20 protein-coding genes, 2 rRNA genes and 1 pseudogene (1 of these 23 running past the window's edge) are annotated in these 22,540 nt (G+C 60.4%); 12 read left to right on the forward strand and 11 right to left on the reverse strand.

The window, feature by feature from the left end:
* Positions 1 to 165 precede the first annotated feature (165 nt).
* Entirely contained in the window at positions 166 to 1,827 is a 1,662-nt protein-coding gene (locus E5E96_RS02925) for a putative transporter (protein WP_017411002.1), read from the reverse strand.
* A 118-nt stretch (positions 1,828 to 1,945) separates the two neighbouring features.
* Positions 1,946 to 2,581 carry a hemolysin III family protein gene (locus E5E96_RS02930; protein ID WP_016351856.1) on the reverse strand — a complete coding sequence of 212 codons (636 nt, stop codon included), beginning with the start codon at positions 2,579 to 2,581 and terminating at the stop codon, positions 1,946 to 1,948.
* 224 nt (positions 2,582 to 2,805) lie between these two features.
* On the opposite strand from E5E96_RS02930, the gene E5E96_RS02935 reads away from it, so the two are divergent.
* From E5E96_RS02935 to E5E96_RS02945, 3 genes are all read left to right on the forward strand, one after another.
* Positions 2,806 to 4,311, forward strand: a complete 1,506-nt coding sequence (locus E5E96_RS02935; RefSeq protein WP_171281519.1) for an aminotransferase class V-fold PLP-dependent enzyme — start codon at positions 2,806 to 2,808, stop codon at positions 4,309 to 4,311.
* A gap of 104 nt (positions 4,312 to 4,415) precedes the next feature.
* Entirely contained in the window at positions 4,416 to 4,967 is a 552-nt protein-coding gene (locus tag E5E96_RS02940; RefSeq protein WP_042067696.1) for a septation protein A, read from the forward strand.
* A gap of 25 nt (positions 4,968 to 4,992) precedes the next feature.
* Positions 4,993 to 5,289: a YciI family protein gene (locus E5E96_RS02945; RefSeq protein WP_005309589.1), complete on the forward strand. Its 297-nt coding sequence runs from the start codon at positions 4,993 to 4,995 to the stop codon at positions 5,287 to 5,289.
* 80 nt (positions 5,290 to 5,369) lie between these two features.
* Here the strand turns inward: E5E96_RS02945 and cysQ are convergent, their stop codons facing one another.
* Positions 5,370 to 6,140: a 3'(2'),5'-bisphosphate nucleotidase CysQ gene (gene cysQ / locus E5E96_RS02950; RefSeq protein WP_171281520.1), complete on the reverse strand. Its 771-nt coding sequence runs from the start codon at positions 6,138 to 6,140 to the stop codon at positions 5,370 to 5,372.
* Between the two features lie 168 nt (positions 6,141 to 6,308).
* On the opposite strand from cysQ, the gene E5E96_RS02955 reads away from it, so the two are divergent.
* The 3 genes from E5E96_RS02955 (at position 6,309) to E5E96_RS02965 (ending at position 9,246) form a co-directional block, all read left to right on the forward strand.
* Positions 6,309 to 6,629 carry a ComEA family DNA-binding protein gene (locus E5E96_RS02955; protein ID WP_171281521.1) on the forward strand — a complete coding sequence of 107 codons (321 nt, stop codon included), beginning with the start codon at positions 6,309 to 6,311 and terminating at the stop codon, positions 6,627 to 6,629.
* 94 nt (positions 6,630 to 6,723) lie between these two features.
* Positions 6,724 to 7,635: a UTP--glucose-1-phosphate uridylyltransferase GalU gene (gene galU / locus E5E96_RS02960; protein ID WP_017410998.1), complete on the forward strand. Its 912-nt coding sequence runs from the start codon at positions 6,724 to 6,726 to the stop codon at positions 7,633 to 7,635.
* A gap of 213 nt (positions 7,636 to 7,848) precedes the next feature.
* Positions 7,849 to 9,246, forward strand: a complete 1,398-nt coding sequence (locus tag E5E96_RS02965) for a peptide MFS transporter (RefSeq protein WP_011707249.1) — start codon at positions 7,849 to 7,851, stop codon at positions 9,244 to 9,246.
* 72 nt (positions 9,247 to 9,318) lie between these two features.
* Here E5E96_RS02965 and E5E96_RS02970 read toward each other — a convergent pair whose 3' ends face one another.
* Positions 9,319 to 10,290: a response regulator gene (locus tag E5E96_RS02970; protein ID WP_017410997.1), complete on the reverse strand. Its 972-nt coding sequence runs from the start codon at positions 10,288 to 10,290 to the stop codon at positions 9,319 to 9,321.
* 102 nt (positions 10,291 to 10,392) lie between these two features.
* Between E5E96_RS02970 and E5E96_RS02975 the strand changes: the two genes are divergently transcribed.
* The 4 genes from E5E96_RS02975 (at position 10,393) to E5E96_RS02990 (ending at position 12,996) form a co-directional block, all read left to right on the forward strand.
* Positions 10,393 to 10,581 carry a hypothetical protein gene (locus E5E96_RS02975; RefSeq protein WP_171281522.1) on the forward strand — a complete coding sequence of 63 codons (189 nt, stop codon included), beginning with the start codon at positions 10,393 to 10,395 and terminating at the stop codon, positions 10,579 to 10,581.
* A 49-nt stretch (positions 10,582 to 10,630) separates the two neighbouring features.
* Positions 10,631 to 11,308 (forward strand): DnaT-like ssDNA-binding domain-containing protein, encoded by a 678-nt coding sequence (locus E5E96_RS02980; RefSeq protein ID WP_171281523.1) that lies wholly within the window; start codon positions 10,631 to 10,633, stop codon positions 11,306 to 11,308.
* Between the two features lie 69 nt (positions 11,309 to 11,377).
* Positions 11,378 to 12,232 carry a DnaA/Hda family protein gene (locus tag E5E96_RS02985; protein ID WP_171281524.1) on the forward strand — a complete coding sequence of 285 codons (855 nt, stop codon included), beginning with the start codon at positions 11,378 to 11,380 and terminating at the stop codon, positions 12,230 to 12,232.
* Positions 12,233 to 12,360: 128 nt separating this feature from the next.
* Positions 12,361 to 12,996 carry an SDR family oxidoreductase gene (locus tag E5E96_RS02990; protein WP_101151051.1) on the forward strand — a complete coding sequence of 212 codons (636 nt, stop codon included), beginning with the start codon at positions 12,361 to 12,363 and terminating at the stop codon, positions 12,994 to 12,996.
* A 109-nt stretch (positions 12,997 to 13,105) separates the two neighbouring features.
* Here E5E96_RS02990 and E5E96_RS02995 read toward each other — a convergent pair.
* The 4 genes and pseudogenes from E5E96_RS02995 to E5E96_RS03010 all read right to left on the reverse strand — a co-directional run bounded on the left by E5E96_RS02995 (position 13,106) and on the right by E5E96_RS03010 (position 18,025).
* Positions 13,106 to 14,301 (reverse strand): annotated as a pseudogene (locus E5E96_RS02995) (ABC transporter permease).
* 103 nt (positions 14,302 to 14,404) lie between these two features.
* On the reverse strand, positions 14,405 to 15,541 hold the full coding sequence (locus E5E96_RS03000; RefSeq protein ID WP_171281525.1) for an ABC transporter permease: 1,137 nt from the start codon (positions 15,539 to 15,541) through the stop codon (positions 14,405 to 14,407).
* Positions 15,541 to 16,545: an HlyD family secretion protein gene (locus tag E5E96_RS03005; protein ID WP_017410991.1), complete on the reverse strand. Its 1,005-nt coding sequence runs from the start codon at positions 16,543 to 16,545 to the stop codon at positions 15,541 to 15,543. Before E5E96_RS03005 ends, E5E96_RS03000 begins: the two co-directional genes overlap by 1 nt.
* 73 nt (positions 16,546 to 16,618) lie before the next feature.
* Positions 16,619 to 18,025 (reverse strand): TolC family protein, encoded by a 1,407-nt coding sequence (locus tag E5E96_RS03010; protein ID WP_171281526.1) that lies wholly within the window; start codon positions 18,023 to 18,025, stop codon positions 16,619 to 16,621.
* A gap of 290 nt (positions 18,026 to 18,315) precedes the next feature.
* Between E5E96_RS03010 and dusB the strand changes: the two genes are divergently transcribed.
* Complete coding sequence (dusB, locus tag E5E96_RS03015; protein ID WP_011707259.1) at positions 18,316 to 19,281, forward strand: tRNA dihydrouridine synthase DusB; 966 nt, start codon at positions 18,316 to 18,318, stop codon at positions 19,279 to 19,281.
* A 25-nt stretch (positions 19,282 to 19,306) separates the two neighbouring features.
* The gene (gene fis, locus E5E96_RS03020; protein WP_005309538.1) at positions 19,307 to 19,603 is read left to right on the forward strand and encodes a DNA-binding transcriptional regulator Fis; all 297 of its coding nucleotides are present in this window, start codon (positions 19,307 to 19,309) and stop codon (positions 19,601 to 19,603) included.
* A gap of 82 nt (positions 19,604 to 19,685) precedes the next feature.
* Here fis and E5E96_RS03025 read toward each other — a convergent pair whose 3' ends face one another.
* From E5E96_RS03025 to E5E96_RS03035, 3 genes are all read right to left on the reverse strand, one after another.
* The gene (locus E5E96_RS03025; protein WP_171281527.1) at positions 19,686 to 20,318 is read right to left on the reverse strand and encodes a LysE family translocator; all 633 of its coding nucleotides are present in this window, start codon (positions 20,316 to 20,318) and stop codon (positions 19,686 to 19,688) included.
* Positions 20,319 to 20,648: 330 nt separating this feature from the next.
* Positions 20,649 to 20,763: ribosomal RNA gene (gene rrf, locus E5E96_RS03030) — 5S ribosomal RNA — on the reverse strand.
* Positions 20,764 to 20,846: 83 nt separating this feature from the next.
* Positions 20,847 to 22,540 (reverse strand): 23S ribosomal RNA (locus E5E96_RS03035) (it continues 1,195 nt past the right edge of the window).

Here is a 22,540-nt window from a genome sequence, read left to right on the forward strand (position 1 = left end):
CGGAAACCAGTTAGAAAATTCGAATGGATAGACTGATTTGAGGCTGGAACGGTCGGTTAAACAGAAGGGTCAACAACGGCGGGGATGGAAAATAAAATCAAGATGATCAATGTGTTGCATTTTGATGACGGGAGCACTGCGAGTGCCCCCGTCCGGGGCTTCATATCAGGCGCCAGCCCACAGCAGGATGGCCAGCAACTGGGGTGAGATGATGCGCAGGAACATCACCAGCGGATAGACGGTCGCGTACGACAGGGCACTGGCACCGCTGGTGGGGTGCATGCCGTTGGCAAACGCCAGGGCGGGAGGATCCGTCATGGAACCGGCCAGCAAGCCGCACAGGGTGAGGTAGTTCATCTTGCCGTACAGACGGGCCAGCACGCCGACCACCAGCAGCGGGATCAGGGTGATCGCCACCCCATACATCATCCAGGCCGGGCCATCGCCGTTGATCAGGGTATCGATGAAGCCGGCGCCGGACTTGAAGCCCACCACCGCCAGAAACAGCACTATGCCGATCTCCCGCAGCGCCAGGTTGGCGCTCGGCGGCATGAACCAGTAGAGCTTGCCGATGCTGCCGATGCGCGACAGGATCAGCGCCACCACCAGCGGCCCGCCCGCCAGGCCCAGCTTGAGCGCCGCCGGGAACCCGGGCAGGTAGAAGGGGATGGAGCCGAGCAGCACGCCAAGGCCGATGCCGATGAACACCGGCAGCATCTGCACCTGCTGCAGTTTCTGCTGCACGTTGCCCACCACATTGGTGACCGCCTCGATGGCGTCGAGCCGCCCCACCAGGTTGAGGATGTCACCGAACTGCAGGCTGGTCTGGCTGGTCGGCACCAGCTCGATACCGGCCCGGTTGAGGCGCGAGATCACCACGTCATACTTCTGCTTGATGTCGAGATCGCGGATCTTCTTGCCGAGCACCTGCTCGTTGGTCACCACTACCCGCTCTACCCGCAGATCGGTGCCGCGAGTGGAGAGCGAGGTCTCCACCTCCTCCCCCAGCACCAGCAGCACCTTGCGCAGGGCGTGCCGCTCACCCACCAGGTGCAGCAGGTCGCCCAGTTCGATGCGCGAATCCGGCCGCGGCACCATCAGCTCCTCGCCGCGCTTGAGGCGCGAGCAGATGACGTCTGCCTCGTCGAGACTCGGGATCTCGCTCAGCATCAGACCGTGGATGTTGGGGTTGCGCACCGCGATGTTGATGGTCTGCAGACTCTCCTTGGTCTTGCCGGCCTGTTGTTCAAACTGGGCTGCTTCTTCGTCGATCTTGATGCGAAAAAACATACGGATCAGCCACATGGTCAACAAGATGCCGCAGATGCCGAACGGATAGGCGACCGCATAGCCCATCCCCATCAGGCCGGTGGAACCGGGTGCAGCGCCCAGCTCAGCCAGGATCTGCTGGCCGGCACCGAGAGAAGGGGTGTTGGTCACCGCGCCGGAGAAGACCCCCAGGATCACCGGCAGCGGCACGTCGAACAGCTGGTGCAGGGCTGCCGCCACGGCGCAGCCAAGCAGTACCAGCAGAGCAGCGAAGCCGTTGAGCTTGAGGCCGGAGCTGCGCAGGGAGGAGAAGAAGCCGGGACCGACCTGAATGCCGATGGTGTAGACAAACAGGATCAGGCCGAACTCCTGAATGAAGTGCAGGGTCTGCTCATCCAGCGCCAGCCCAGAGAGGCCGGCGAAGTGGCCCACTATGATGCCGCCGAACAGCACCCCTCCGATCCCGAGACCGACGCCATAGACCCGCCAGTTTCCCAGCCAGAGCCCCAGCACTGCCACCAGCGACAACATGCTGATGGAAAGCGCGATATCACTCATTTCGTGCATCCTTTGCGAATTGAACTGTCCCTAGCTTGTCAGCAAACGTCGCGGCCAACTGTGTGATACCGCACGAATTTATCCTTTTGAGCAGCAAAAAATACCAATTAAGGGCTAGTTAGGCGACGTAACCATAAATGGCCATAAAGTGACAAACGCTGCCCCCCAGCACGAACAGATGCCAGATGGCGTGGTTGTAGGGGATACGTTTGGCCACATAGAAGATCACCCCCAGGCTGTAGATGAGACCACCCAGCCCGAGCAGCAGCAAGCCTTCCCCCTCCAGATGGATATAAAGCTGATAGACCACCAGCAACGACAGCCAGCCCAGCATCAGGTAGGTAAACAGCGACAGCTTCTTGAAGCGGTTGATGAACAGCAACTTGAACACCACCCCCGCCAGTGCCAGCCCCCAGATCACCACCATCAACCCCTGTGCCAGCGGTGTGTCGAGCGCCACCAGCAGGAAGGGGGTATAGGTACCGGCGATCAGCAGATAGATGGCGCAGTGGTCGAATACCTTGCACCAGCGTCTGGCCGGCCCTTCCGCCATGCTGTGGTAGAGGGTCGAGGCCAAGTAAAGCAGCACCAGGCTGCCACCATAGAGGCTGTAACTGACCAGCGCCTGAGGGCCCTGCGCCCAGCCCTTGTTCAACAACAACACCAACCCCAGGATCCCCAGCACCAGCCCCAGGCCGTGGCTGAGGCGGTTGGCCAGCTCCTCGCGGGGCGAATAATCCGTCACACTGCTCATTGCATACTCCTGCCCAAACTGCGCACACTCTAGCTGCCGCCATTTCAGAGTACAAGTGTTAGCTTAAAGTGATTTTCATGCCATTTGCCGTGCGTTGAGGAGATGCACATGGCTGTCACCCGCTGACCTTTGGTGTATGCTCTGCGGCCGATGCCCACGTAGCTGTTGCCACCGCGCTTGCTCACCACCCAGTGACTCCCTGGCAACCCGGTCTGGAGAACCTGATGAAGTTGACTGAACTGTTTGCACTACCGGATCCGGCCTTCGGCCAAGCCATGACGGATCTGCTGGAGACCTTCCACCACTCGGATGACAGTCAGGCTCCCTACCAGCGCGACCAGTTCACCCACCAGCTCGATCAATCCCGTATGCCGGCCACCGGCATCGCCATGGATGAGTACCTGGCGCGCCTGGCCACCTTGGTGCCTGGCGCATCCCACCTCACCTCGCCACGCTACATGGGTCATATGACGGCCCCGTTACCGGCCTTCACCGCCGAGTTGTCCCGCCTGGTGGTGATGCTCAACCAGAACCCGATGAAGATGGAGTCCTCCCGTCTGCTCAGCTTTCTGGAGCGGGAGGTGCTGGCCAAGCTGCACCGCCTCATCTATCGCGCCGACGATCTCTTCTATGACGCCCAGATGCATGCCAAGGATGCCGCGCTCGGGGTCATGACCAGCGGCGGCACCATCGCCAACGTTACCGCCCTCTGGCTGGCTCGCAACCGCGCCTGCGGCGACAACCTGTTCGCGCTCTATGAGCAGGGCTATCGCGGCGCCGTCATCCTGGGCTCGCGGCTGATGCACTACTCCTTCGACAAGGGGATGGATCTGTTGGGGCTGGGGGCGCGCAGCGTCTGGCGCCTTCCCACCGACGACCAGAACCGGCTCGACATGGCGGCGCTGGAGCAGGCCCTTGCCCAGTGCAAGGAGCAGAGGCTCAAGGTGCTGGCACTGGTCGGCGTGGCCGGCAGCACCGATTTCGGCTCCATCGACCCGTTGCCTGAGCTGGCGGACATTGCCGAGCGCGAGCAGATCCACTTCCACGTGGATGCAGCCTGGGGCGGCCCGACCCTGTTCTCGCCTCGTTATCAGGCGCTGCTGGCAGGGATCGAGCGAGCCGATACCGTCACCCTGGATGGCCACAAGCAATTGCTGGTGCCGCTCGGTACCGGCATGCTGCTCTGCCGCCAGCCGGACCTGATGATGGCGGTCAAGCGGGAGGCACCCTACGCCATCCGCGCCAGCTCCTTTGATCAGGGGCGCTTCACCCTGGAGGGCACCCGCCCGGCCAACGCTCTCTATCTGGATGCCGCCTTCCAGCTGTTCGGCCAGCAGGGTTATGCCGAGCTCATCGAGGCCAACTACGACCGAGCACGCCTGATGGCCAGCCTTATCGACCAGGCTCCCGCCTTCGAGCTGATGTCGGCTCCGGTAATGAACCTGCTTTCCTATCGCTGCATCCCCCCTCATCTGCAGGGCAAGGTGCTGGACGAGGCCGCCAACGAACAGGTCAATACCTTCAATGTCGCCCTGCAGAAGGCTCAGCGCGCCGAGGGGCACAGTTTTGTCTCCCGCACCCAGCGCGCCGTGGGTCGCTACGGCCCCCAGCCGCTCACCCTGCTGCGGGCCGTGCTGCTCAATCCGCTCATCGAAGAGCGCCATATCCGCGATCTGCTGGCGGATCAGCTGCGGCTGGGCGCCGAGATCGCAAGGCAGCTATTTGGCTGAGGAACTGGCTGGCGAATGAGCGGTCTTATTCATTTGCCGTTGCCCATCGGGCAGGTACACTGAATCAAATTTTGCGGTCCACTTTTGAGGGCGACGAGCCAGACATGAAGCAATTTATTGAATTTATTCCTCTTATCGTTTTCTTTGCAGTCTACAAGTTCTACGACATCTACATGGCGACCGGCGCCCTGGTGGTGGTGACCGGTCTGCAGCTCGCCTACAGCTGGATCCGCTATCGCAAGGTCGAGAAGATGCAGCTGTTCACCTTCCTGCTGGTCGGCTTCTTTGGCGGCCTCACCGTCTTCTTCCACGACGACACCTTCATCAAGTGGAAAGTCACCGTCATCAACGTACTGTTTGCGCTGGGCCTGCTCATCAGCCGTTACGGCTTTGGCAAGAACCTGATCAAGCAGATGCTGGGCAAGGAGCTGCAGGCACCGGATCCCGTCTGGGATCGGGTCAATCTCGGCTGGGTCGGCTTCTTTACCGTCTGCGGCCTGCTCAACCTCTATGTGGCCTTCACCCTGCCGCAGGAGATGTGGGTCAACTTCAAGGTGTTCGGTCTGCTCGGCATGACCCTGGTATTCACTCTGCTAAGCGGTGTCTATCTCTATCGCCATCTGCCCGCCGAGCAGAAAAATGAAATGAAAAAATAACTGCCATCAAGAAAAGGATCGTCTCATGTGGTATCTCATCTATTCCGAAGATGTCCAGGGCAGCCTGCCGCTGCGCAAGCAGGCGCGCCCGGCCCATCTGGCCAGGCTACAGGCGCTGCAGGATGAAGGGCGACTGCTCACCGCCGGCCCCAACCCGGCCATCGATGCCGAGGATCCGGCCGATGCCGGCTTTACCGGCAGCACCGTCATCGCCGAGTTCGCCTCACAGGCGGATGCCAAGGCCTGGGCTGATGCCGATCCCTATGTGGCGGCCGGTGTCTATGCCAAGGTGACCATCAAGCCGTTCAAGAAGGTCTTCTGACCCAACGCGAATAGAGAAATAAAAAAGGCCGGACTGGCAGTTCACGCCAGTCCGGCCTTTTTCTATCCCGATATCCCGTTTTATGCCTTGGCCACGAACCAGGGGTTGAGGATGTCCGGCTTGTTGTAGCGCAGCGGCGAGCCATCGAGCTGGGTGACGCTGCCGCCCGCCCCCTCCAGCACCGCCTGCGCCGCACCGGTATCCCACTCGCAGGTGGGAGCGAGGCGCGGGTAAAGCTCGGCCCCCCCTTCGGCGATGATGCAGAACTTGAGCGAACTGCCCATGGAGACCAGCTCAATCTCGCCCCGCGCCATGTCACCAAAGCCCGCCAGGTAATCAAGGGTGGCCTGGGAGAGGTGATTGCGGCTGCCGACCACCCGCCAGGGCATACCTTCCTGATGAGGTTGGCTCTGGATGGCCTCACGCTTGCCATCAGCCACCCGCCAGGCCCCCAGCCCCTTGCCGCCATACCAGAGCTGGTCCAATACCGGGGCATAGACCAGCCCCCAGCGCGGTGCCCCCTCTTCAATGAGGGCGATATTGACGGTGAACTCGCCGTTGCGGGAGACAAACTCCTTGGTGCCGTCCAGCGGGTCCACCAGCCAGTAACGGGACCAGCCGTGACGCGCCGCCATCACCTCGGGCCCGGACTCCTCGGACAATACGGGGATCTCGGGCGTCAGCCGGGCCAGCGCCTGCACGATCACCTCGTGCGCGCCCTTGTCGGCGGCGGTCAAGGGGCTTTCGTCCTGCTTGTACTCCACCGCAAAGGGCTGACTGTAGATGGCCATGATGGCGTCACCGGCGGCACGGGCGATGGGTTCCAGCTCGAAAATCGCGGGAAAAAACATAAGAAAAGACATCCTGGTCAAATGGTTAGCACAGTGTACCTATTTTGGAATGGCGGGGGTTATAGCCGATTCAGCTGAGTTATAACCCTGTCACTTCTGACAGACAAAAAGTGGCGCGACTCGGCTAATTCTCAATAGGCATACCAAACCACACAAGGACGTGATGCCATGAACTACAAGACCCTGACCGCCACCCTGCTGCTGAGCTGCCTGCCCCTGCTCAGCCAGCCTCTGCTGGCCGCCGACAAGCCTGCTGCCAAGCCGGCAACCACGGTCACCGCCGCCAAGGAGAGCGGCAAGGTGAACCTGAACACCGCCAGTATCAATGAGTTGACTGCACTCAAGGGCATTGGCGAGAAGAAGGCCCAGGCCATCGTCGATTACCGCGAGAAGCAGGGCAAGTTCACTACCGTGGATCAGCTGACCGATGTGAGCGGCATCGGGCCAGCCACGCTGGAAGCAAATCGGGACATGATTATCGTCAAGTAACCGATCCATACCCCTTCCATCATAAGGGCAGCCTGTGGCTGCCCTATTTTTCTTCGGGTATCATGGGCCCACTTTGTATCTCTGGACTCTCTCCATGAAAAAGACACCGCTCGTTGTACGCAAAGCCGTTCTTCCCGTCGCCGGTCTGGGCACCCGCATGCTGCCAGCCACCAAGGCCATCCCCAAGGAGATGCTGCCCGTCGTCGACAAACCGCTGATCCAGTATGTCGTGCGCGAAGCCATCGCCGCCGGCATCAAGGAGATCATTCTGGTCACCCACTCGAGCAAGAACTCCATCGAAAACCACTTCGACAAGAGCTTCGAGCTGGAAGCGACCCTCGAGAAGCGGGTCAAGCGGCAACTGCTGGAAGAGGTGCAACACATCTGCCCGAAAGACGTCACCATCATGCACGTCCGCCAGGGGGAAGCCAAAGGTCTGGGGCACGCGGTGCTCTGTGCCCGTCCGCTGATCGGCGACAACCCGTTTGCGGTGCTGCTGCCGGACGTGCTGATCGACGAGGTAGCCAGCGACCTCAAGCAGGACAACCTGGCCGAGATGGTGCACATGTTCGAAGAGGATCACATCAGCCAGATCATGGTGGAAGCCGTCCCCGAGAGTGAAGTGGACAAATACGGCATCGCCGACATCAAGGGAGAAGCGCTGAGCGAGGGCATGTCTCTGCCGATGCAAGCCATCGTCGAGAAACCCCCCCGTGACGAGGCCCCCTCCAATCTGGCCGTGGTCGGCCGTTACGTGCTCTCTTCCAACATCTGGCCGTTGCTGGAGAAGACCCCCGCCGGTGCCGGCGACGAGATCCAGCTGACCGATGCCATCGCCATGCTGATGGAGCAGGAGCAGGTGAATGCCTACTTCATGAAAGGGCGCAGCCACGACTGCGGCAGCAAGTTCGGTTACATGAAAGCCAACGTGGAATATGCAGTGCGCCATCCGGAACTGAACGGCGAATTTATCACTTGGTTGAAACAGTTTGCCAAGCAGCTGTAATAGCTGAATATTTAACCTATTAATGGAATAAAACACTGGGCATCATTCGATGCCCTTTTTCATTTTATAAACATATATTCAACCATTGATAGATAAAATATCGCTAAATCATAATATTGTAATTTAATCACGCTTGTTCTATAAGGATTATGGCTTGTTCCTAGCCCTTGCATAAAATTTCTAAAAAAATATAAGACACAGGTGGAAGTTCCAATGAATAATCCGTCCAAAGGGACCTTTTTAGGTCACCCTAAAGGGCTTTTTTTGCTCTTTAGTACCGAACTGTGGGAGAGATTCTCCTATTACGGCATGCGTGCCGTACTCGTGCTCTATCTGACTGACATGACTGCCAACGGCGGGATGGGCTGGACTCAGGCCGATGCCCTCAAGCTGTACGGCATCTATACCGGTCTGGTCTACATCACCCCGATCATCGGCGGCTGGCTGGCAGATACCTTCCTCGGCCAACGCCGCGCCATTCTGTTTGGTGCTGTGCTGATGGCCGCCGGCCAATTTACCCTGGCGCTGCCGCACGCCATGTTCCCGGACATGGTCAACACCGTCTTCTATTCGGGTCTCGGCTTGCTGATCGTGGGTAACGGTCTGTTCAAACCGAACATCTCCACCATGGTGGGTGACCTGTATCAGGAAGGTGACCACCGTCGTGACGGTGCCTTCACCATCTTCTACATGGGTATCAACCTGGGCTCCCTGCTGGCCGGCGTGATCTGTGGTGCTGCCGCCACCGCCTATGGCTGGCAAGCCGCCTTCGTCAGCGCCGGTATCGGCATGCTGCTCTCCCTGGTGGTGCAAGCCACCATGGCCCAGCGTTTTCTGGGTGACATCGGCCGCGTGCCGGCCGCCCAGCGCGCCGCCGAGCAGCGCTCCAAGGAGCAGAAGGCACCGCTGACCAAGCAGGAAGTGGATCGCATCAAGGTCATCCTGGTGCTGGGTCTGTTCACCATCATCTTCTGGGCAGGCTTCGAGCAGGCCGGTGGTCTGATGAACCTGTACGCGCAGGAGTATACCGACCGCATGATCGGCAGCTTCGAAGTGCCGACCGCCTGGTTCCAGTCCCTGAACCCCTTCTTCATCATCACGCTGGCCCCCATCGTGGCCGCCATCTGGATCAAGCTCGGCAAGAAAGAGCCGAACTCCCCGGTGAAGTTCGCCATGGGTCTGCTGTTCCTGGCCGTGGGCTTCCTGTTCATGATCGGTGCCGTGCTGGAGCAAGGTGGTGATCAGGCCGTCAAGACCTCCATGTTCTGGCTGGTCGGTGCCTACCTGTTCCACACCCTGGGCGAGCTCTGCCTCTCCCCGATCGGCCTCTCCATGGTGACCAAGCTGGCTCCGCTGCGCCTGGCCTCCCTGATGATGGGTGCCTGGTTCGGCTTCGTGGCCCTGGCCAACTATGCCGCCGGTTTCATCGGCTCCTTCGTCGGCGAATCCGGTGCCATGGCCATCTTCGGTGGCATCGCACTGGCCGCCGTGATCAGCGCGCTGATCCTGCTGACCATGGCCAATCGCCTGGTCTACTGGATGCACGGTGCAGAAGGTCCGGCCAAAGAGCCGCAGGAACACGACAAGAAGCTGCAATCTGCCGCCGTCTAAGCGGTCCGGATTGTCAGCAACAAAGAGGGCGCCCATGGGCGCCCTCTTTGTATGTGGCCGTCTGACACGGCCTCAATGATGTCGAACCTGCACATGCAGGGCACTGCCGCTGTCACTGCGAAACTGCAGGTCAAAGGGTTCATGCCAGCTGCGCCTGTGCAAGGCGTAGTGGCTGGTACGCAGCAGGCCGAGTGGCAGGCCACCGGAGCGCACCAGCCAGTGGGGCGAAGTCAGCCCGGCATTGGCAAAGACCAGCCCGTCCTCCTGATCAAACAACAGGGCGGCCATGGCGAAGGAGTGGCGCAGACCGGATTCGACCAGTTGCAGATTGAGGTAATCGAGCAACCGATGGGGCTGAGTCAGCAGCAGACTCTCGCCACGCTGAAACTGGCGATACGGGGCGTTCATCAGGGAGCGCACCAGCGCGCCGCAAAAGGCGGCATCCACCCCGAGGATCGGCAGCTCCATCACCAGCACCAGCAGCTTGTCATCCACCTTGAAGGTATCGGGAATGAACAAATTGCCCATCCCTTCAAAGGTGACCTGCCAGGGCCCCCACTCCTGCAAGCCCGGCGGCTTCAACCAGGCCAGCAGCCGGGTTGCCGCCTGGTCGTGTTCACGAAAGAAGTCGATGTGCTCCATCAACTCCAGCTGTTGTCCATAACCGTGGTTGGCGCTCAGGCACTGCTCTATGCTGCGACGCACCTGACCGAAGTCCGAGATGGGCTTGAGCAGAAAATCGCGGGCACCGGCGCGCAGCGCTCGCTCGACCGCCTCCATCTTGCTCTGGGCCGAGATGACAATGACAGGAATATGAGGGTAGCGGGCCGTGAGGCAGGCGATCACCTCATGCCCATCCATGTTGGGCATGTTCAAATCACATAACACCACATCGGGGTGATAGAGCGCGGCGGCAGAGAGACCTTCAATGCCGTCTTCGGCCTGGAACACGCAGGCACCATCGTGAGCGAGATAATTGACCAGCGAGTGGCGAAAAACCGCTTCATCCTCCACCACCAGGATCCGTAGTCCGGCTTTTGACATCTTGATAAAGCTCTTATTAGTCAACCAGTTATTTAGCCTCAAGCCTAGACCATAACCGACTGCATTGACCAATCAGATGATTGAATAATCGCCGAAAAATCCATGCCCGCCAGCTATTCTGGCGGCCAACTGCTTGAAATAAAGCAGCTAATGATGCTCATCGAAACTCAGCTTTTTCTCCTCTTTGCAGCTTGGCAGCCAAAGAAACAGCGTCATACGAAAACACCCACCCTCGATTGCGGGCAAACCGGCCACCCGCCGGCGGTGCTGGGCATGCCATCAATTGTATGAGGCTGCGCCATGGGGGATAATACCGCCACGTCCGTCAATGAAGCATGCCATGACCCCTGCCGAATACAGCGCCCTCGCCCATCCCAGATTGTCCCACCCCGCCCGCAGCCTCTATACCCTGCAGCTGCGCCGACTGGTGCTGGAAAATCAGCTGGCCAGGCTCAACTACCCCGAACTCGGCCGGGCGCTGGCGGTGGTCGACCCGGGCGATCCCAGCGGTTTTTCCTTTCAGGTCAATGCCCGCCAGCTGACCGAGTTGTTCGATGAGCTGATGGAGGCGGGTTTGCTGCAAGTCGAGGCGCAAAACGACAGTGAGCACTACCATCAGTGTCCGTTCCAGCTGCCGCTGCTGACCCAGCGGGTGCGCAGCCCGCTGCCGGAGCGCCCATTCCAGATGCACCTGCAATGGCGCCCGGATACAGAGCTGCCGGCCCTCGCCCGCCTGTGCGGGGTCATCGATGCCAGCTACAGCGAAGAGGATCTCGGCGAGTTCATCGCCTACTGGCTGGGGCGACCCGAGGTGTTCGACTCCCAGCACCAGTGGATGCTCAAGTTCATCCGCGCCCTCAAGACCCGCCGCTATACCCGCCGCAAGCCGATGGAGGTGCAGGGCTATCAGCAGGTGACCCAGGCACAGGTCGAGGCGGGCCCAAGCAAGCGGGCCCAGGAGATGATCGAAGAGGCCAAGCGGCTGGCCGGCCAACCGCAGGAGCCGGATAATGATTGATAGCAGGCACCGCCAGCAGGCAAAATCAGAGACCTGTCCCCACCCCAGACCGAGCAGAAGGAGCATTCCATGACTGACCCGCACGATCCCCTGCGCCAGGAGCTGGAAGAGATCGAAGCCAAGCGCCAGAAGATCGCCAAGGCCAAGCAGGATCATCGCGTTCACGACCCGGAATTGAGCCGCCACGTTGGAGGCCTGCTGGAGCGCATTCGTCGCCTTCAGCAAGAGACCGGCGGCAGCCAGTACGACTACGAGACCCTGCGCAAAGAATACGACGCCAAGGCCAACGCCGAGGTGCGCGAGCTGCAGAAGGCGGCGCGCCAGGAGCGGATCCAGAAGCTGATCGCCCAGGCCGACCTCAACCCCGACTGGGTGTTTGAACGGATGGATGCCGGCGATCCGGCGCTGCAATATCCCATCGAGACCGCCCGCTACTTCATCAGCGGTTTCGAGCACTGGGAGAAAAGCGGTGGTGGCTGCATGCTGATCTACGGTGACTACGGCACCGGCAAATCGACCTTGGCGGGCGCCGTGGCGCACGAGTTGATAGCACGCCACCAGAAGTCGGTGATCTTCCAGCAGTGGGCCTCCATCGTGGACAGGTTGTTCTTCAACGTCATCCAGGATCAGGAAGAGCGCAACCAGTACCGGTGTGCCCTGGAAGAGGTGGATCTGCTGATCATCGACGAGGTCTCGGCCAACCGCGCCAAGATGGCGGAGAGCCAGTCCAGCTTCCTCGGCCACCTGCTGCGCCGCCGTCGCAACCTGTCGAAAAGCGTCATCCTCATCACCAACCACAATCCCCAGAGCCTGCATCAGGCGATAGGTGATTTCGCGTTCGAAGCGATCAAGGCGTTCAATCCGGTGGATATCCACCTGAGCGGCCCCAGCCGTCGCCCCCATATCGGCCACTACAACGGCTGATCCCCGTGCGAGCCAGGTCCCGCCCCTGGCTCGCCGCTTCCCTCTTTTCCAGACAAATAAAAACAACTCTCATTTACAGTCTCCCCACAACCCTCTAGGCTAGCCCTTTCGTCAAAGGGAGCAGCAGCATGCCAACCACACTCATCTTCGGAGCCAGCCGCGGGCTGGGCCGCGCCTTCACCGAACAAGCCTTGCAGCAGGACCACCGGGTCATCGCCCTGATCCGCAGTCCCGAGGTAACCGCCGAGCTGCGCGCTCAGGGAGTCGAGGTCGTCAGCGGTGATGCCCTCGACCCGCAGGCGGTAGCAGCGGCCTGCCAGCTGGCCGGTGACGGGGCGCAGGTCATCTCTACCCTCGGTAGTTTTCGCCAGGCAGAGCCTGTCGACTATCTGGGCAATCGTCAGGTGATCGATCAGATGGAGCTGGCCGGGCTCAAGCGCCTGCTGCTGGTGACCTCACTCGGTTGCGGCGACAGCTGGCAATATCTGCCGCAGCGAGCCCGGGCTGCCTTCGGTCACGAGGTCAGATTGAAGAGTCTGGCGGAGAGCTGGCTGCAGACCAGTGCGCTCGAGTGGACCATACTGCGTCCGGCAGGTTTGCAGGATGGCGAGGCCACCGGTCAGGCCGTGCTGAGCCAGGGCGAGGAGGTGCACGGCCTGGTACGTCGTGCCGACGTCGCCGCCTGCGGGCTGCGTCTGCTCGGCGACAAGGCAGCACACAGCCAGATCTACGCCATCGGCGATCCCGAGCTCCAGCGCGGCTAAACCAGCGCCAGCTTCACTGATCCAGCGCATACAAAAACGGTCAGCCCAAGGGCTGACCGTTTTTTGCTTTACCACGCACGCCGTCTCACGCGTGCTGGTACCATCCCGCTCAACCGGCGGTGGTTTCACTCTGCAAGGCAGGCTGGCTGGCAACCGGCAACGACTGCTGCCGCCAACGCAGCAGCAAGCAGGCCAGCGCACCGTAGAGCAGTGCCAGCCCCCACAGCTGCCACCAGTAGTGGGAGACCTGAGCAAACTCGGCCCCCATCTGGTTGAGCCGCAAAAAGCCTTCGATGGCCGGGGTGCTCGGCACCCACTGGGCCAGCCAGTTGAGCGGGGCCGGGATCAGCTCCAGCGGCCAGATGAAGCCGGCCAGAAAGACCAGCGGCAGCGAGGAGACAAGCACCACCTGGGTCGGCAGATCCCGGCGGGTAAACAGTGCCCCCAACACCACTCCCAGCCAGGTGGTGGCCAGCAAGAACGGCAGGGTGAACAACCAGAGTACGGCCGGCTCGGCGGTGCGCACTATGTTGTAGTGATCGAAACAGAAGCCGAAGAAGTAGCTCACCGGCAGCACGAACAGCCCCCCACCACCAGGGTGCGGGCCAGCAGCAGTGGCAGGATGGGGGCATTCTGCCAGTAGCCCGCCTCGCCGCGCTGGCTGCGCTGGTTCTGGGTCGCCCCCAGGATGCCGGTGCCCATCAGCAGCACCTGGTGCAGGATCAGCACGAACACCGCCGGTACCACGTAGTTCACATAACCCATGGTGGGGTTGAACACCGGCAACACGTTGAGCGCCACCGCATTCCAGCCCATGGCGGCCTGCGGCAGGGCTTCACCGTGGCTCAGCAATCTGGCGACCTTCACCTGAGCGGCCAGGGTGCCGCCCGCCTGGGCCAGCCCCTCGGCAATGGTGCCGTAAACCAGGAAGTAGGAGGCATCACCGGCATAGCCCAAGGTGACGCTCTTGCCCTGCATCAGATCCCGATAGAAGTGGCGGGGGATGTGCAAAATGCCGCTGCCCTGCCCCGCCAGCAGCAACGCACGAGCCTCATCCAGGCTGCCCGCCCGCGCCACCAGTTTTACCTGCGGCGTGGCATCGGCCATGAACTCCAGCTGGCGGGAGAGCTGACTGCCGTCCTCGTTGACCACCACCACCGCCTCTTCCCGCGGCAGCTGGTGCAGATAGGGCTGTGGGTAGAGGAAGGAGTAGAAGAAGACGCCGCCGAACAGGGTGAGCATGATGGCCCTGTCCGCCAGCAGGGTACGCAGCTCGAGGCGCAGCAGATCCCAGAAACCTAGCATGTCATTGGCTCCTTCCACCGCCAGGAGGCAGCAATTTGTGGCGCCAGCGAGAGGCACCAATCAATCGGCCGCCACTCAAGGCGTGGCAAATCCCAACATCCCATCATGACCTGGGCTCCTCATTAACGGGGGCCGAGCTCGCCTGGGCCTGATAGCGGCGAACCACCAACAGCAGGGGCAGCAGAAACAGCAGCAGGGCGCCAAATTGCGGCAGGGCCGCCACCAACGGTTGACCGTAGTTGGTCTGGCCTACCTGCAACTCGACATAGTGGGAGATGGGCAGCAGGCTGCGCCAGAACTGGGCGAAATCCCCCATGGCGCTGACCGGAAAGGTAACCCCCATGAAGGCAAACCCCGGCGCCGTGTAGGCACCGGCCAGCGACAGGGCGCGAGCCGGATCCCGGATGATGCCGTAGAAGAAGGCCCCCATGCTGACGCAGGCGGCCGCCGCCAGCCCCAGTCCTGCCGTCAACACCAGCCAGCTGCCCTGCATCGGGTAACCAAACCCCTTGAACAGCAGCAGGCTCCAGCCCAGCCCCCAACCCCAGCCAATCAACACGTGGGGCAGCAGGGTGCGCCAGAGACCGAACCAGACCCCTTTAGTGGTCCAGTCCAGCCCCAGCCGATCGGTACGGGCCAGCGCATTGATGCCGTAGAGTACCACCAGGATCTGCCACACCGCCGGCAACAGGGCACTCAGCAGAAACTGGGCATAGCTGGAGTTGATGTTGTAGAGCGCCGTCACCTGGCTGGCGATGGGCACCGCCTGCCCCAGCGCACCGGGTAGCGCCTTGCCGCCCGCCATGGCCGAGAGCACGCCCACCTGACCGTTGAGCGTCCCGACCACCTGGGCCAGCGCCGAGTTGATCAGCTTGGCGATCAGGATGAACTGGCCGTTGTTGAACACGGTGACCTGCGGCTGAGTGCCTTGCCGGGCATCCCGCTCCAGGTGGCTCGGCAGCACGACCAGGGCGTAGATATCCCCCCCGCGCAGCGCGCTGGCCCCTGCCTCGATGGAATCAAACTGCTGGGCGACCTTGAGTCCGGCGGAGGCATCCAGCGAGAAGGCCAGCTCACGTGACAGCAGGCTCTGATCCAGATCCACCAGACCTATCTTGAGATCCCGCGCCAGCCCGGCCGAGAAGACCCAGCAGAGGATCCCTATCAGCAACAGGGGTAGCCAGCTTGCCAGCGCTCGACCGAACGGATCCTGCCACAGCAACCGCCATTCACGTCCCATCAGAGTTCGACCAGCACGCTCATGCCGACCCGCAGCCCCTCAACCGGTTGCAGCGGGCGCGCCTCTACCTGGAAGCTCTTCATGTCAAAGCCCTGACGGGTATCGGTGGCACGCCAGGTAGCGAAATCCCCCATCACGGCCACATGGGTCACCTTGAAGCGCACCGTCTGCTCGCCAAGGCCGGGAATACGGGCATCGAACTCGGTCCCCAGCGCAAAGCGGGGCAACAGATCTTCGCGCACGTGGAACTGGGCCCAGGCATCGCTCATGTCGAGCAGGGTCACCACAGGGAAGCCCTGCGGGGCCAGCTCGCCGCTGCGCAGCAGCACCTGGGAGACTTCCCCGGTGTGCGGGCTGGCGATGCGGGTATCGGCCAGGTAGGCCTCCACTTCGGCCACGCCGCCGGCGGCCATCTTGGCCTGCTCACGCGCCGCAATCTTGGTCTCTTCCCGCGCCCCTTCCAGAGTCATCTGGTATTGCTGCCAGGCCATGCCTTCGCTGTACTTGGCCGCCTGCCAGGCAGTCCAGGCCTCATCGCGCTTTTGCAGCGGCATCACGCCATCCCGATGCAGGCTGGCGATGCGCTCGTAGGTCTTGCCGCGCAGCAACGCGGCCGCCTTGGCTTTTTGCCACTGATCCTTGGCGGCAGCAATCTGCTGCGCGCGCGCCCCTTTCTCGGCCTCCTCGGCCATGGCGCCAGCTGCCGCCTGACCCGCCTTGGCCTGGCTCAGCTTGGCTTCGATTTCCGGGCTGGCCAGGGTAAACACCAGCTGATCTTTGGCCAGCTGATCACCCTTCTTGACCAGCACCTCGTCGATGCGGCCCGCCACCTTGGAGGAGACGGAGTACTGCTGCGCCTCGATCTGCCCCTGCAGGCGCACCGGCTCCGGCTGATAGGCCAGCCAGAAACGCCAGCCCAGCCAGATGACCAACAGCACCAGCGCCAGTGGCAGCAGCAGCGGCTTGGCCTGGCTCATCTTCTTCTTGATGGGGGGATGACTCATGCATTCACCTCGGCAAACGGGCGACCCTTGGCGGTCGAAACAGACATGAAAAAAGGAGCAGAGTGGCGCGCGATCATGAGTTCACCTCGATCACTTGCCCATGCTGATATTGATTGAAACTGTTCATCTGACCGGAGAGTGCCAACAGGCGGGCCAGCGAGATCACGTATTGATAGGCGGCAGCGGCGCGCTGGGTCTTGACCCCGGCCAACTGGTTGCGGGCATCCACCACATCGAGGGAGGTTGAGAGCCCCTGCCCGAACGCTTTGTCCCGCAGCAACACGTTCTCCTCGGCCAGCGCCTGGGTGGAAGAGAGCGACTGGAACTCCTCCAGCCCCTGCGCCGCCTCGCGCCAGGTCTTCTCGACCAGCAGTTCCAGATCCTGGCGGGTCTTGGCCTGCAGCAGATTGACCTGCAGCTCGGCACTCTTGGCCGCCTGTACCGTCTCGGAGCGGCCGTCACGGCTCACCAGCGGCATGCTGACGCCCACCCCGACCAACCAGTCCGGCGTGGTCTTGGAGGCCAGCGAATCATCCTCATAGAGGTTGTAGTTGCCGAACAGGAACAGCTCGGGGGCGTACTTGCCCTTCTCCAGCTTGATCATCCCCTGCGCCTGCTCCTTCTTGGCCGTCAGCAGTTTGAGACCGGGATGCACCGCCAGCGTCTCCTGCACCAGGGCGTTGAGCTCGGGCATCTGCTGGTTGATGAAGAGCTGGGTGTTGGGCTCGGCCTGCTTGAGCTTGAGCATGTGGCCAAGGGCCAGCTGGGCGATCTCCAGGCTGCGCCTTGCCTTCTGGGTATCGATGCGTGCGCGGTCATAGGCCGACTGGGCGGAGAGGCGCTCGACCCGGGCAATCTGGCCCTGAGCCTCCAGCTTCTTGGCATGCTCCAGATGGTGGGACAGCCCCTGCTCGATCTCCTGCTTGGTCTGCACTACCTGGGCCGCCAGCACCACCCCGAAGTAGGTCTGGGAGAGGCTCTCGAAGGTGGACTGCTGCTTCAGAACCAGCAACTGCTGCGCCTCGCTCACCTGGGCCTGGCGAATGTCCTGCGCCGCATCGATGCGGCCACCGGTAAACAGCGGCCACAGCATCTTGACCGAGCTGGTCACCACGTTCTGTTTGGTGAGGGGGGTGACGAAGTCGTTGGGCGTCAGCTTGAGCGCCTGCATGATGGGCGCCAGCACCTTGCCGAATTCCGGATGGTTGGCGATGGGGTTGAGATCCATCATGTCGAGCTCCATCGGCTGATCGAGGTGGGTATAGCTGGCCCCCACGTCCACCTTGGGCAGATACATGGCCTTGGCCGCCTCGCGCAGTTGCTGCGCCCGCTCCACCCCTGCCTGCTCGGCCGCCAGCCCGTCATCCTGGCGGATGACCCGACTCCAGGCTTCGCTGAAACTGACCGTCTGGGCCTGGGCCGAGCCCAGCACGGCACCAAGCAGACACGGGTAGAGAGATTTGATGAACCTTGCCGTCATACATCCCCAATCTGTTTGTAATGAAATTGTTTGGAGCCTTTGCTCGATACAAGCTCGCTATCATAACGCAAACCGGTCCGGGATGGGGACAGGCAAATCGCCTCTCCCCTCACCCATTTGGCCCCGCCAGCCCGGCTCGACAATATGCCTGATTTTCAAGCACTCCTGAATTTGCAAGCCTTGGCGCGACGTTTTTTTCAGAAAAAAATGGCTGACGCTCAAATACTAACCTTTTCTCCTGACTAAAAAATGCGTAATATACGCCGCCCTAAGCCGATGGTAACCGTGGAATGCAGATAGGTCCCCACACGCTTGAAACTCCCCTGATTGTGGCTCCCATGGCCGGTGTAACAGACCGACCATTTCGTGAACTTTGTTTGCGATTGGGCGCCGGCATGGCCGTTTCCGAGATGCTGCTGGCCAACCCGGATGTCTGGGATACCCAGAAAACCAGGATGAGAATGGATCACTCTGCAGAAGGTGGCTTGCGATCGGTCCAGATTGCCGGAGCCGACCCCGAGATGATGGCGTTTGCTGCCCGCTACAACGTGGAGCAGGGCGCTCAGATCGTCGACATCAACATGGGATGTCCGGCAAAAAAAGTGAATAAGAAGCTGGCAGGCTCCGCCCTGCTGCGCCAACCCGACCTGGTCAGAACCATCTGCCGGGCCGTAGTGGACGCGGTGGAGGTACCTGTCACCTTGAAGATCCGCACAGGATGGGATCCGGATAACCGCAATGGCGAGGAGATCGCCCGAATCGCCGAAGATTGCGGTATCGCGGCCCTTGCCGTGCATGGTCGTACCCGTACCGACCTCTATCGGGGCGAGGCGGAGTACGACACTATCAGGGCGATTAAGCAGGCCGTATCGATTCCTGTTGTCGCCAATGGCGACATAGACAGCCCGGAGAAGGCCCGGTATGTCCTCGACTATACCGGCGTTGATGCCGTGATGATCGGCCGTGCTGCGCAAGGACGACCCTGGATTTTCCGGGAAATCCGTCATTTTCTTGAGACGGGCACCAAGCTGCCGCCTCCCGAAAGGGAAGAGGTTCGCACCCTGATGAACGAGCATGTAACCAACCTGCACCAGTTTTATGGTGCATATCTGGGAGCGCGCATTGCCCGTAAACACGTGGGCTGGTATCTGGATGAAGAAGAGACGGGCCGAGAATTCCGTAAGCACTTCAATGCCCTGGATTGTGCAGATGCACAACTCGAGGCACTCGAAGCGTATTTCGATGGATTAGGTTAACGCATAACTAAAGAGCCGACCGAATATGTTCGAACAAACCCTGACTTCTGATGCATTGGTAACAACTACTCACAATCACGCTGCCGAGCCGACCCAGCGCCCCCTGCGTGACTCTGTGCAACAGGCCCTGCGTAACTACCTGGCCCAGTTGAACGGTCAGGAAGTGATTGATCTGTACGATATGGTTCTCTCCGAAGTCGAAGCTCCCATGCTGGACGTGATCATGCAGTACACCCGTGGTAACCAGACTCGCGCCGCCGTGATGATGGGCATCAACCGCGGTACTCTGCGCAAGAAACTCAAGCGCTACGGCATGAACTGATTTCAGTCAGCCTGCTGCAGTGCAGACGAAGGCGTATCCCAGCAATGGGATACGCCTTTTTCTATGCCCGGCGTTTACCCTCTCACTCCACCGCCAGCTTGATGCCAAGCCCCACGAACAAGCCTCCCATCAAACGGTTGAGGCAGCGGCCCAACCAGCCAGGCAAGGCCACCTTGCGGCTCGCATAGGCGGTCGAGAAGGCCAGCAGATGGCACCAGATCATGCCGTTGAAATTGAAGATGCAGCCCAGCACGATGAAGGCCAGCGCCTTCTGCGGTGCATCGGGAGCGATGAACTGGGGAACAAAGGCGAGAAAGAACAGGGCTACCTTGGGGTTGAGCACATTGGTCAGAAACCCTTGCCGGAAGATCCGGCCGTAGGAGAGCACAGGCAGCCGCACGGCAGGCTCGCGCACAGTCGGTGAGCCAGTCCCTTGCCACAGGAGCGAGCCTCCCAGATAGACCAGGTAGAGCGCCCCCATCAACTTGATGACGGTGAACAGCTCGGCCGAGGCACTCAGCAAAGCCGACAGTCCCAGCGCCGCCGCCAGCACATGCACCATGGTGCCCGTCCCTATTCCCAACGCTGCCACCGAACCGGCCCGCCAACCTTGTGAACCGCTGCGCAGCATGATGAGCAGGGAGTCCGGTCCCGGCATCATGTTCAACAGCAGACCGGATACGACAAACAACGCCAGATCATGGATCCCCAACATACACAGCTCCTTATGCTTGAAAGAGACAGTCTATGGATCCAGCCTTCCTTGTCATCCCCCGCAGCAGCAATAGTGATCATCGACGAATGGAATAGCTGGGCAGCCCAAGCGCTAAAAGCGATCAGATCAGGTGGCCGGAGGGAATGGTGAGACTTGAAAATGAGGTGATGAACATCGAGATATCGAATGCTCAACAACACCAATCTAGCGGCACTGAAGCAGTCACGACAAAGGGGGAGCAATGATTAGAACTGGCACCAAGACCACAACACGCTGAATTTCAGGCAATAAAAAACCCCGCTCAGATGAGCGGGGTTTCTCGTGTTGGGTGCCTGGCAGTGTCCTACTCTCGCATGGCGAATGCCACACTACCATCGGCGCTACCGCGTTTCACTTCTGAGTTCGGCAAGGGATCAGGTGGTTCCACGGCGCTATGGCCGCCAGGCAAATTCTTCAATCTAAGAAAGCTGATTTTGTTGTTCGTTCTCGGTATCTGCTACAAGCCTTAGAACACTTCTTGGGTGTTGTATGGTTAAGCCTCACGGGTAATTAGTATGGGTTAGCTCAACACGTCGCCGCGCTTACACACCCCACCTATCAACGTTGTGGTCTCCAACGGCCCTTTAGGACCCTCAAGGGGTCAGGGATGACTCATCTCAGGGCTCGCTTCCCGCTTAGATGCTTTCAGCGGTTATCGATTCCGAACTTAGCTACCGGGCAGTGCCACTGGCGTGACAACCCGAACACCAGAGGTTCGTTCACTCCGGTCCTCTCGTACTAGGAGCAACTCCCTTCAATCATCCAACGCCCACGGCAGATAGGGACCGAACTGTCTCACGACGTTCTGAACCCAGCTCGCGTACCACTTTAAATGGCGAACAGCCATACCCTTGGGACCGACTTCAGCCCCAGGATGTGATGAGCCGACATCGAGGTGCCAAACACCGCCGTCGATATGAACTCTTGGGCGGTATCAGCCTGTTATCCCCGGAGTACCTTTTATCCGTTGAGCGATGGCCCTTCCATTCAGAACCACCGGATCACTATGACCTACTTTCGTACCTGCTCGACCTGTCCGTCTCGCAGTTAAGCTGGCTTATGCCATTGCACTAACCTCCTGATGTCCGACCAGGATTAGCCAACCTTCGTGCTCCTCCGTTACTCTTTGGGAGGAGACCGCCCCAGTCAAACTACCCACCAGGCACTGTCCGCGACCCAGATTCATGGGCCTGCGTTAGAACATCAAACATACAAGGGTGGTATTTCAAGGACGGCTCCAGCGCAACTGGCGTCACGCCTTCAAAGCCTCCCACCTATCCTACACATGTAGGTTCAATGTTCAGTGCCAAGCTGTAGTAAAGGTTCACGGGGTCTTTCCGTCTAGCCGCGGGTACACCGCATCTTCACGGCGAATTCGATTTCACTGAGTCTCGGGTGGAGACAGCATGGCCATGGTTACACCATTCGTGCAGGTCGGAACTTACCCGACAAGGAATTTCGCTACCTTAGGACCGTTATAGTTACGGCCGCCGTTTACCGGGGCTTCGATCAAGAGCTTCGCTTGCGCTAACCCCATCAATTAACCTTCCGGCACCGGGCAGGTGTCACACCCTATACGTCCACTTTCGTGTTTGCAGAGTGCTGTGTTTTTGATAAACAGTCCCAGCCATCTGGTCACTGCGACTCCCAACTGCTCCATCCGCAAGGGACTTCACTGTCAAGAGCGAACCTTCTCCCGAAGTTACGGTTCTATTTTGCCTAGTTCCTTCACCCGAGTTCTCTCAAGCGCCTTGGTATTCTCTACCCGACCACCTGTGTCGGTTTGGGGTACGATGACTTGTAATCTGAAGCTTAGAGGCTTTTCCTGGAAGCAGGGCATCAATGGCTTCCGCACCGTAGTGCGTTCGTCTCGTGTCTCAGTGTTGTGTCTCCGGATTTGCCTAGAAACACCACCTACGCACTTTCACCAGGACAACCGTCGCCTGGCCCACCTAGCCTTCTCCGTCCCCCCATCGCAATTACAAGTCGTGCAGGAATATTAACCTGCTTCCCATCGACTACGCCTTTCGGCCTCGCCTTAGGGGTCGACTCACCCTGCCCCGATTAACGTTGGACAGGAACCCTTGGTCTTCCGGCGAGGAGGCTTTTCACCCCCTTTATCGTTACTTACGTCAGCATTCGCACTTCTGATATCTCCAGCATGCCTCTCGACACACCTTCGC

The sequence above is a fragment of the Aeromonas sp. 1805 genome, from assembly GCF_013085525.1.
GTDB lineage: Bacteria > Pseudomonadota > Gammaproteobacteria > Enterobacterales > Aeromonadaceae > Aeromonas > Aeromonas hydrophila.